Genomic DNA, 10,748 nt, shown 5'->3' with positions numbered 1-10,748 from the left:
AGCATTTTTTATAGAGGCACGGGATTACATGGAAATCGGTCTGCGCGAGTGGCTGATCGTCATCGGCATCATTGTGATAGCCGGTATTCTTTTCGATGGCTGGCGCCGTATGCGCGGCGGCAAGGGAAAACTGAAATTCCGTCTTGACCGAAGTCTGTCCAACCTGCCCGACGAGGACACCAGCGCCGAGCTGTTGGGCCCGGCCCGTGTACTGGACACACACAAGGAACCGCAACTGGACGAGCACGATCTGCCGTCGGTGAGCATGCCCAACCGCGAAGCCCGCGAGCCGCGCGAATCCGGCTCCAAGCGTGGCAAGCGCGGCAGTAACGGTCCGGCCCAGGGCGACCTGAACCTCGACCTGGATCTGGACGGCGGCCCGAGCTTCAGCAGCCGGGACGACGATTTTGCCGACGACAGCAAACCTGCAGCGGCCGTGGCGGAAAAAGATCAGCCGCAAGCCGAAGAAGTCTTGGTCATCAGCGTGATCTGCCGTGACCCGGCCGGCTTCAAAGGCCCGGCGCTGTTGCAGAACATCCTCGAAAGCGGCCTGCGTTTCGGCGAAATGGATATCTTCCACCGCCACGAAAGCATGGCGGGCAACGGTGAAGTGCTGTTCTCCATGGCCAACGCGGTCAAGCCGGGCATTTTCGATCTGGACGACATTGACCATTTCAGCACCCCGGCGGTGAGCTTCTTCCTCGGCCTGCCCGGCCCGCGTCATCCGAAGCAGGCTTTCGACGTGATGGTCGCGGCAGCGCGCAAGCTCTCGCAGGAACTGAACGGCGAACTGAAAGATGACCAGCGCAGCGTCCTGACCGCGCAGACCATCGAACACTACCGTCAGCGCATCGTCGAATTCGAACGCCGCGCCCTGACCCAGAAGCGCTAAGGCTGTGGCGAGGGAGCTTGCTCCCGCCGGGTTGCGAAGCGACCCCGAATTTGCGGCGGCTTCGCCACCGAGCGGGAGCAAGCTCCCTCGCCACAGGGTCTACAGCCTTGAGCGATTTGATTAGAAATTGAGCAGCCTCGGCTGCTCTTTTGCTTTATGAGAGAACACCCATGACCGCCGCGAAAAACCGCATTCTAGAGCTGCGCGCTGAACTCGATCAGCACAACTACCGTTACCACGTCCTCGATGAGCCGAGCATTCCGGATGCCGAGTACGACCGGTTGTTTCACGAGCTCAAGGCGCTGGAAGCGGCCAACCCGGAACTGATCACCAGCGACTCGCCGACCCAGCGCGTCGGCAGCATGGCGCTGACCGCGTTCACCCAGGTGCGTCACGAAATCCCGATGCTCAGCCTCGGCAACGCGTTCGAAGAATCCGACATGCGCGAGTTTGATCGCCGCGTCAATGAAGGCCTCGATGTGCCGGCCGGCGATCTCTTCGGTGGCGGCGCGGCGGTGGAGTACAGCTGCGAGCCGAAGCTCGATGGCCTGGCGGTCAGCCTGCTGTATCAGGACGGTCTGCTGGTGCGCGGCGCTACTCGTGGCGATGGCACCACCGGCGAGGACATCAGCGTCAACGTGCGCACCGTGCGCAACATTCCTCTGAAGCTGCACGGCGAGGGCTGGCCGGCGACCCTGGAAGTGCGCGGTGAAGTGTTCATGTCCAAGGCCGGTTTCGAACGCCTCAACGCTTCGCAATTGGAGGTCGGCGGCAAGACCTTCGCCAATCCGCGCAACGCGGCGGCGGGCAGTCTGCGTCAGTTGGATTCGAAGATCACTGCCAACCGGCCGCTGGAATTTTGCTGCTATGGCATTGGCCAGGTCTCCCACGATATTGCCGACACCCACATTGGCAACCTCAAGCAATTGCAACAGTGGGGCATGCCGATCAGCCACGAGCTGAAGCTGGCCAAAGGCATCGACGAATGCCTCGAGTACTACCGCGACATCGGCGCACGGCGTAATGCGCTGGCCTATGAAATCGATGGCGTGGTGTTCAAGGTCAACAGCATTGCCGACCAGCGTGAGCTGGGCTTTCGCGCCCGCGAACCGCGCTGGGCAATTGCGCATAAGTTTCCGGCGATGGAAGAACTCACTGAATTGCTCGATGTGGAATTTCAGGTCGGTCGCACGGGCGCGGTGACGCCGGTGGCGCGTCTGAAGCCGGTGAAAGTCGCCGGCGTCACTGTGGCCAACGCCACGCTGCACAATATGGACGAAGTCGCGCGTCTGGGCTTGATGATCGGTGACACCGTGATCATCCGCCGCGCCGGTGACGTGATTCCGCAGGTGGTGCAAGTGGTCACCGAGCGCCGACCTGAGCATGCCCGTCCAGTCGCGATTCCGCAAAATTGCCCGGTGTGCGGCTCCCATGTCGAGCGCACACAACTGATCAAACGCAGCAAGGGCAAGGAAACCGTCAGCGAGGGCGCGGTGTATCGCTGTGTTGGGCGGCTGGCCTGTGGCGCGCAACTGAAGCAGGCGATCATTCACTTCGTCTCGCGCCGCGCGATGGACATCGAAGGGCTGGGCGACAAGAGCGTCGAGCAACTGGTCGATGAAGGTCTGGTCAACTCGCCGGCCGATCTGTATGCGTTGAAATTCGATGACATCGTCGATCTGGAAGGCTTCGCCGAGGTCTCCAGCAACAAGCTTTTGAAGGCCATTGAAGACAGCAAGCAACCGGGGCTGGCACGCTTCATCTACGCCCTCGGGATTCCCGATGTTGGCGAAGAAACGGCCAAGGTGCTAGCGCGCTCGCTGGGATCGCTGGAACGCGTGCAACAGGCCTTGCCGCACGTGCTGACCTACCTGCCGGACGTCGGCCTGGAAGTGGCGCATGAGATTCACAGCTTCTTCGAAGACGCGCACAACCAGCAGGTGATCACCCAATTGCTGGGCCACGGCCTGCAAATTCAGGATCAGGGCGAACTGGGCGCCGAGTTCGCCGCCAGCACCACGCTGGGCGGCTTGCTCGACAAGCTGCATATTCCTTTCGTCGGTCCCGGTGGCGCGCAAAAACTGGCAGACAAGTTCGGTTCGCTCGAAGCGGTGATGAACGCTGACTGGCTGGACATGCGCCAGGCGCTGCCGGAGAAACAGGCCAACTCGGTGCGCGAATTTTTTGCCGTGCCTGAGCATCGCCAACTGGCCGAGCAAACCGAGCAACAGCTGCGTGATTTTGGCATGCACTGGCAGAGCGAGAAGAAGGTCGTCGAAGGCCTGCCGTTAGCCGGGGAAACCTGGGTGCTGACCGGCAAGGTCGAGCTGATGAGCCGGGATGTGGCTAAAGATCACCTCGAAAGCCTTGGCGCCAAGGTCGCCGGCTCAGTCTCGGCGAAAACCCACTGTGTGGTCGCCGGTCCAGGTGCCGGGTCGAAATTGACCAAGGCCAACGAGCTGGGCGTGAAGGTCATGGATGAAGAGGCGTTTATTGCCTTTCTCAAAACCCATGGCATCGCTGTCTGACAGGATGAACACCTGTGGCGAGGGGATTTATCCCCGTTGGGTTGCGCAGCGACCCCAAAACCCTGCGACCGATCATTTCGCCTCTGTCGGGTTTTTGCGACTGCTGCGCAGTCGAGCGGGGATAAATCCCCTCGCCACAATGGCGGTGTCACTCAGGAGCGACGCTATATTCGGGAACGATGTTGTCGTGGGAATGATCTAGTCTTGGCCAGTCCCAGGGAGAGATCGCCATGCACCGTTTTTTCGAGCAGCTCAGTTCCCGCATCATCGCGCCGTTTGCGGGCGGATCTTCACGCAACAGCAAAGTCTGGCCGTGCCGTTGCGGGCAGTCGCTGTTCTTTCGCAACAGTCAGTGCCTGGCCTGTAACGCGTTACTCGGCTACCAGCCGGAAGAAAGTCGCCTGACCTCATTGCAGCCAGGGCCACAGGAAGGCACCTGGACGCTCGACGTCGATCCCGCTGCCGGTCTGTTCCGCCGCTGTGCCAATCTCGACACGCCCGCCGCGTGCAACTGGCTGCTGCCGGCCAACGACCACGACAGTCTGTGTGTCGCCTGCAACCTCAATCGCACCATCCCAGACCTGTCGGTCCCGGAAAACCACGAGCGCTGGCGCAAGGTCGAGATCGCCAAACGTCGTCTGGTCGCGCAATTGATCACCCTCGGCCTGCCGGTCATTGCGAAAACCGTGGACGACGAGACCGGGCTGGCCTTTGATTTCATCGGCGTCGACCTTGAAGGCAACGCGCCCATGACCGGCCACGCCAACGGCCTGATCACCCTCGACATCAAGGAGGCCGACGACGCCCACCGAGAGCGGGTGAGGGCGCAGATGCACGAGCCCTATCGCACACTGCTTGGGCATTTTCGCCATGAAGTCGGCCACTATTATTGGGATCGACTGATCGCCAACGGCCCTTGGCTCGATGCGTTCCGCCATCTGTTCGGCGACGAACGTGCCAGCTACGTCGAGGCGCTTGATCGTCATTATCAGCAGGGCGCGCCACTGGACTGGCCGCAACAGTACGTGAGCGCCTACGCGACCATGCACCCGTGGGAAGACTGGGCGGAAACCTGGGCGCATTACCTGCACATGATGGACGCGGTGGACACCGCGCTGGGCTTCGGCATGAGTGCGCGGGAAATGGACTTCGACTACCAGCCGTTTCCGACCAGCACCCTGTACGACCCGCAGCATCCCGGCGGTGAAGCGTTCCTGTCATTCGTCAACGCCTGGATCGAACTGGCCGGCATGCTCAACGAGTTGTCGCGCAGCATGGGCCAGCCGGATTTCTACCCGTTCGTGTTGCCGGCGCCCGCGATTGCCAAGCTGCACTTTATCCATCTGGTGATCCAGCAGGCCGGCGGCAAGGCCGACGAGGTGCTGGCGCTGTAGCCGCGATGTTTATGTCCTTGAAGCCGTTCAGGTTTTTTATCTGCAACCAACGGTTGTAACTTCACCTCAGATAGGTACAATGGCGCGGCTCGCCGACAGGCAAGCGTCGTTATGGTGACCCCATCGGTCCCCCCGCAACGATTACCCGTGAACCTGGTCAGATCCGGAAGGAAGCAGCCACAGCGGGAACATTGTGTGCCGGGGTGTGGCTGGTGGGGGCACCACCTTAACGAACAACTGAATGCTTCAATCAGAACTGCATGGGTTTCGCCCACTGCGGTTTTTTTGTGTCTGCGATTTGTCGGATTGACGTAAGTCCCCCTGTAGGAGTGAGCCTGCTCGCGATAGCGGAGTATCAGTCACATATCAATGGCAAACAGACCGCCATCGCGAGCAGGCTCACTCCTACAGGGGTTATGGGGTGTTTCCGGAATTGCCGGTATACAACCGGATAATCTGATCAATCTCCCCGGACATCTTCATCCGCAACAACGTGCGCAAGATGCGCTGTACCGGCACTTGCGAATCGTTCCTCACATAGCAACCGACTTCCTGCTCCTGCAGCACCGTGACGCCTTGCAGTTGCTGCTCCGGCATCAGACGCTGGTTGACCCAGTCCAGCGTCCACTGATTGCTCACCGCATAGCGATAACGCCCGGCCAGCAGTTTTTCCAGCACCTGCTCCTGATTGCGCGCGTCTTCGCGTTGCAGTTGGTCAGCGTCAAACAGCGGTTGCAGGGTGGGGTAGCTGTAACCGAGGACGGTGCCGATGGCCTGGCGGGGCAGGGTGGCGGGATCAGTGGTTGCAGGTTGGTTCTTGCGACTGATCAACAGATCGCGTTGGAAAAACAGCGGCACGCTCCAGAGGTAGTCGCCGGACTGGTTTGGCAGCCACGATTGCGCGGCATAGCAGCGCACGTCGATTTCGCCGTGTTCCATAGCGCTCTGTATTCGAGCGCGCGGCAGTACGATGAATTGCGCCGGTACGCCGACCTGCGTCGCCAGGCTGAGCATGATGTCGTGGAGGATGCCTTGGGTCGGGCGACCGCCTTCGAACTGCACCATCGGCATGGCCCAGCTGTCGGGCATGGCGAAGCGCAGGGGGGGTGGTGCTGCCGTAACGTTCAGGCTGATTCCCAGCAATGCCCCTGACGTCCACCGCATTAACGCTCTGGTCATTGCCCGTCCCGAGCCGATAAAAGCCTTTGTCCATGCAGCTTAGCCACATTAGACGAGGACACCGGATGCAATTTTGCCCTTGCTCCGCTAGCATTAGCCGCTTCAGCTTCCTTCGTTGCGACGGTTTTCGATGAGTTATCAGGTTCTTGCACGTAAATGGCGTCCGCGCTCGTTCCGCGAAATGGTCGGCCAGACCCATGTGCTCAAGGCTCTGATCAATGCCTTGGACAGCCAGCGGCTGCACCACGCCTACCTGTTTACCGGTACGCGCGGGGTGGGTAAGACCACGATTGCGCGGATCATTGCCAAATGCCTGAACTGTGAGACAGGTATCACTTCCAGCCCCTGTGGCGAATGTTCGGTGTGCCGCGAAATCGACGAGGGCCGTTTCGTCGACCTGATCGAGATCGACGCCGCGAGCCGCACCAAGGTCGAAGACACCCGCGAACTGCTCGATAACGTGCAGTACGCGCCAAGCCGTGGGCGCTTCAAGGTCTACCTGATCGACGAAGTGCACATGCTGTCCAGCCATTCTTTCAATGCGCTGTTGAAAACCCTCGAAGAGCCACCGCCCTACGTCAAGTTCATCCTGGCGACTACCGATCCGCAGAAACTTCCGGCAACGATTTTGTCGCGCTGCTTGCAGTTCTCGCTGAAGAACATGACGCCGGAGCGCGTAGTCGAGCATTTGACCCACGTGCTTAGCGCCGAGAACGTGCCGTTCGAAGACGATGCCCTGTGGCTGCTCGGTCGCGCCGCCGATGGCTCGATGCGTGACGCCATGAGCCTGACCGATCAGGCGATCGCCTTCGGTGAGGGCAAAGTGCTGGCCGCCGATGTGCGGGCGATGCTCGGCACGCTGGATCACGGCCAGGTCTTTGACGTCCTGCATTCGCTGATCGAAGGTGATGCCAAGGCACTGCTCGAAGCGGTGCGGCATCTGGCCGAGCAGGGGCCGGACTGGAACGGCGTGCTCTCGGAAATTCTCAATGTGCTGCACCGCGTGGCGATTGCCCAGGCCTTGCCGGAAGGTGTCGACAATGGCCATGGCGACCGCGATCGCGTGTTGGCGCTGGCCCAGGCGTTGCCCGCCGAAGACGTGCAGTTTTATTACCAGATGGGCCTGATCGGTCGCCGCGACTTGCCGCTGGCGCCGGACCCGCGCGGTGGCTTCGAGATGGTCTTGCTGCGGATGCTGGCGTTCCGACCGGCAGATACCGCGGACGCCCCGAGGCAACCGCTAAAGCCAGTGGGGATCAGCCAGGCCACAGTTGATTCCGCGAACGCAGTGGCTGCCGCGCCCAAGCCTGCCCCGGTCGTCGCTGCGGCGGTTGCGCCGGCACCTGCGCCCGTGACGCCGGCTGCACCGATAACCGCGCCGACGCCTCAGCCAGTAGCGGTTGCGCCGGTTGCTGAACCTGTACCGGAACCTGAGCCCGAGCCGGTTGCTGTCGAAGCTGCCGTCGATCTGCCGTGGAACGACCCGGTAGAAGCCGAGCCTGAGCCGGCGCCGGTGCAGCAACCGGCCGTCGAACCGGTGCTGGAAACCGCCGCCGAGCAACCCGAGTTGCCGCCGATGCCGCTGCCGACCCCGGACAGCGTCGTCCCCGACGCGCCGGAGTGGGCTGCCGCGCCGATTCCCGAGCCGTCGGTCGCCGACGTCGATGCCGCCACACCGGGCATGGACATGGACGACGAACCACCGCTGGACGAAGACTACATCGAGCCGGACATGGATTCGGCCTACAGCTATCTCGACGAACTGGCCAGCGAACACGCCGCCGAGCCGACACCTGCGCCCGAGCCGGAACCGGCCGCCGCGCCGGCCACCGGTCTGGCCCTGCAATGGCTGGAAATGTTTCCGAAACTGCCGATTTCCGGCATGACCGGCAGCATCGCCGCCAACTGCACCTTGATCGCGGTCGATGGCGATCATTGGCTGATGCACCTCGATCCGGCTCACAGCGCGTTATTCAACGCCACGCAACAGCGCCGCCTGAATGATGCATTGAACCAGTTCCACGGGCGCACGCTGACCCTGACCATCGAGCTGATCAAGCCCGAGCAGGAAACCCCCGCCCAGGCCGCGTCTCGCCGGCGCGCCAACCGACAGCGCGAGGCGGAAGAATCGATCCACGGTGATCCGTTCATCCAGCAGATGGTCCAGCAGTTCGGTGCAGTGGTGCGACACGATACTATTGAACCTGTCGACGCCCTGGTGACTCAGGGCTAATAACTGAAGGCGTTCGGCTTCGCTGGCCGGGCGCTGTTTTGATCCAAGTACTTTTTGAGGTGATTCCCATGATGAAAGGTGGCATGGCCGGCCTGATGAAGCAGGCGCAGCAGATGCAGGAAAAAATGGCCAAGATGCAGGAAGAACTGGCCAACGCCGAAGTCACCGGCAAGGCCGGCGGCGATATGGTCACCGTGGTGATGACCGGGCGTCACGACGTCAAAAGCGTCAGCATCGACCCAAGCCTGGTCGAAGGCCTGAGCGAAGACGACAAAGAGATGCTCGAAGCTGTGGTCGCTGCCGCCGTCAATGACGCCGTGCGCAAGATCGAAGCCAATAGCCAGGAAAAAATGGGCAGCATGACCGCCGGCATGAACCTGCCAGCGGGGATGAAACTGCCGTTCTGATTCGCCATCCGGCGACAGATGAGCTACACAAAATGCCAGGCCTTGCGCCTGGCATTTTTGTTTCTGCGCGACGCTGGTCGTTCCCATGCTCTGCGTGGGAATGCAGCCCGGGACGCTCCGCGTCCCAATCGCAAGCTGGAACGCGGAGCGTCCCTTGAGGCATTCCCACGCAGAGCGTAGGAACGATCAGTGGGAGCGAGCCTGCTCGCGAAGGGGGGCGCCTCGGTCACAGCTGAAGAAAACATCGAACACAGCACCGCTGCAAAGGTCTGCTCCCTATACCGCCCAATTCCCATTACAGGAGACGCTGACATGTCCGACCCTCTCACCCTCAACCAACGCTTCGTCCTCGCCTCGCGCCCGACCGGCGCGCCGACGCCGGAAAACTTTCGCCTGGAGCGCGAAGCTTTGCCGGACCTGCAGGACGGTCAGGTGCTGCTGAAAACCCTGTACCTGTCGCTCGATCCGTACATGCGCGGGCGCATGAGCGACGCACCGTCCTACGCGGCTCCGGTGCAAATCGGCGAAGTCATGACCGGTGGTGCGGTCAGCCGGGTAGAACGCTCCAATCATCCGAAATTCCATGCCGGTGACCTGGTGGTTGGCGCGACCGGCTGGCAAAGCCACAGCATCAGCGACGGACGCAACATCATGCCGATCCCGGCCGGCCTGCCGAGCCCGTCGATGGCCCTCGGCGTCCTGGGTATGCCGGGCATGACCGCCTATATGGGCCTGATGGACATCGGCCAGCCAAAAGAAGGCGAAACGCTGGTGGTGGCCGCAGCGTCCGGTGCTGTCGGCTCGGTGGTCGGTCAGGTGGCGAAGATCAAGGGTTTGCGCGTCGTCGGTGTGGCCGGCGGTGCCGAGAAATGCAAATACGTGGTTGAAGAGCTGGGTTTCGACGCGTGCATCGATCACAAGGCGGCAGACTTTGCCGAACAACTGGCCAAGGCCTGCCCCGAGGGCATCGATATCTATTTTGAAAATGTCGGTGGTCATGTCTTCGACGCTGTCGTGCCGCTGCTCAATCCCAAGGCGCGCGTTCCGCTGTGTGGTCTGATTGCCGGTTACAACGCCTCGGAAACTCCCAAAGGCCCGGATCGCCTTCCGTTGCTGCAACGCACGCTGTTGACCAAGCGGGTGCGCATCCAGGGCTTTATCGTGTTCGATGACTACGGCGATCGCCAGCCGGAATTCATCAGCCACATGGTGCCGTGGGTGCGCGATGGCAAGGTCAAATTCCGCGAGGACGTGGTCGAAGGCCTGGAGCAGGCGCCTGAAGCGTTTATCGGTCTGCTGGAGGGACGCAACTTCGGCAAACTGGTGGTCCGGGTCGCCCAGGACTGAGGATTTGACGCTGGCCGGAGGCGCGGGTATAAACCGCGTCTCGTTGTTTAGTCGGACTGTTTACCCATGAGCTTCAGCCCTTTGATTCGCCAACTGATCGACGCCCTGCGCACCTTGCCGGGCGTGGGTCAGAAAACCGCCCAGCGCATGGCGTTGCAGTTGCTCGAGCGCGACCGCAGCGGCGGCACGCGCCTGGCCCAGGCCCTGAGCCAGGCGATGGAAGGGGTCGGCCACTGCCGCCAGTGCCGCACGCTGACCGAAGACGACCTCTGCCCGCAATGCGCCGACAGCCGGCGCGACGACACGCTGCTGTGCGTGGTCGAAGGGCCGATGGATGTTTACGCGGTCGAGCAGACCGGGTTCCGTGGCCGCTATTTTGTGCTCAAGGGGCATTTGTCGCCGCTTGATGGATTGGGGCCCGAAGCAATCGGCATTCCGCAACTGATGGCGCGGATTGAAGAGGCAGGGACGTTTACCGAGGTCATCCTCGCGACCAACCCGACCGTGGAAGGCGAGGCGACAGCGCACTACATCGCGCAGTTGCTCAGCAATAAAGGCTTGATCGCTTCGCGCATTGCCCATGGCGTGCCGTTGGGCGGAGAGCTGGAGCTGGTCGACGGCGGGACGCTGGCGCATTCGTTTGCCGGGCGCAAGCCGATTTCCTTGTAAATCTCTATCGCCTGTTCTGGCCCTATCGCGAGCAGGCTGTAGTGGTTCAGTTTTTTCAAACCATTGCGTAGGAGCATTAGGCCGCCTGCTGCTCAAATA

Annotated in this window: 8 protein-coding genes and 1 other RNA gene; 8 read left to right on the top strand and 1 reads right to left on the bottom strand. The window is 61.6% G+C overall.

Annotation, left to right across the window (positions count from 1 at the left end; all coding sequences use genetic code 11):
- The first annotated feature begins 28 nt into the window (after positions 1 to 28).
- The 4 genes from zipA to ffs all read left to right on the top strand — a co-directional run bounded on the left by zipA (position 29) and on the right by ffs (position 5,032).
- Positions 29 to 892 (top strand): cell division protein ZipA, encoded by an 864-nt coding sequence (gene zipA, locus HU755_RS13540; protein ID WP_186552533.1) that lies wholly within the window; start codon positions 29 to 31, stop codon positions 890 to 892.
- A gap of 170 nt (positions 893 to 1,062) precedes the next feature.
- Positions 1,063 to 3,420, top strand: a complete 2,358-nt coding sequence (gene ligA / locus HU755_RS13535; protein WP_186633371.1) for an NAD-dependent DNA ligase LigA — start codon at positions 1,063 to 1,065, stop codon at positions 3,418 to 3,420.
- 230 nt (positions 3,421 to 3,650) lie between these two features.
- On the top strand, positions 3,651 to 4,814 hold the full coding sequence (locus tag HU755_RS13530; RefSeq protein ID WP_186633368.1) for a putative zinc-binding metallopeptidase: 1,164 nt from the start codon (positions 3,651 to 3,653) through the stop codon (positions 4,812 to 4,814).
- 121 nt (positions 4,815 to 4,935) lie between these two features.
- An RNA gene (ffs, locus tag HU755_RS13525) (signal recognition particle sRNA small type) lies at positions 4,936 to 5,032 on the top strand.
- A gap of 196 nt (positions 5,033 to 5,228) precedes the next feature.
- On the opposite strand, the gene HU755_RS13520 is transcribed toward ffs, so the two are convergent.
- Positions 5,229 to 5,978, bottom strand: coding sequence for an ABC transporter substrate-binding protein (locus HU755_RS13520; protein WP_186633365.1), 750 nt, complete (start codon positions 5,976 to 5,978; stop codon positions 5,229 to 5,231).
- Between the two features lie 145 nt (positions 5,979 to 6,123).
- On the opposite strand from HU755_RS13520, the gene dnaX reads away from it, so the two are divergent.
- The 4 genes from dnaX (at position 6,124) to recR (ending at position 10,649) form a co-directional block, all read left to right on the top strand.
- Entirely contained in the window at positions 6,124 to 8,226 is a 2,103-nt protein-coding gene (dnaX, locus tag HU755_RS13515) for a DNA polymerase III subunit gamma/tau (protein WP_186633362.1), read from the top strand.
- Between the two features lie 68 nt (positions 8,227 to 8,294).
- Complete coding sequence (locus HU755_RS13510) at positions 8,295 to 8,633, top strand: YbaB/EbfC family nucleoid-associated protein (protein WP_003223337.1); 339 nt, start codon at positions 8,295 to 8,297, stop codon at positions 8,631 to 8,633.
- A gap of 312 nt (positions 8,634 to 8,945) precedes the next feature.
- Positions 8,946 to 9,980, top strand: a complete 1,035-nt coding sequence (locus tag HU755_RS13505; RefSeq protein ID WP_186633359.1) for an NADP-dependent oxidoreductase — start codon at positions 8,946 to 8,948, stop codon at positions 9,978 to 9,980.
- Between the two features lie 66 nt (positions 9,981 to 10,046).
- A complete protein-coding gene (recR, locus tag HU755_RS13500) occupies positions 10,047 to 10,649 on the top strand; it encodes a recombination mediator RecR (protein WP_186623097.1) in 603 nt (200 codons plus the stop codon).
- Positions 10,650 to 10,748 lie beyond the last annotated feature (99 nt).

Source organism: Pseudomonas sp. SWRI111 (assembly GCF_014268555.1).
Classification (GTDB): Bacteria; Pseudomonadota; Gammaproteobacteria; order Pseudomonadales; family Pseudomonadaceae; genus Aquipseudomonas; species Aquipseudomonas hamedanensis.
Note: the sequence above shows the minus strand (reverse complement) of the source record. Positions and strands in the feature narration are given on the sequence as shown.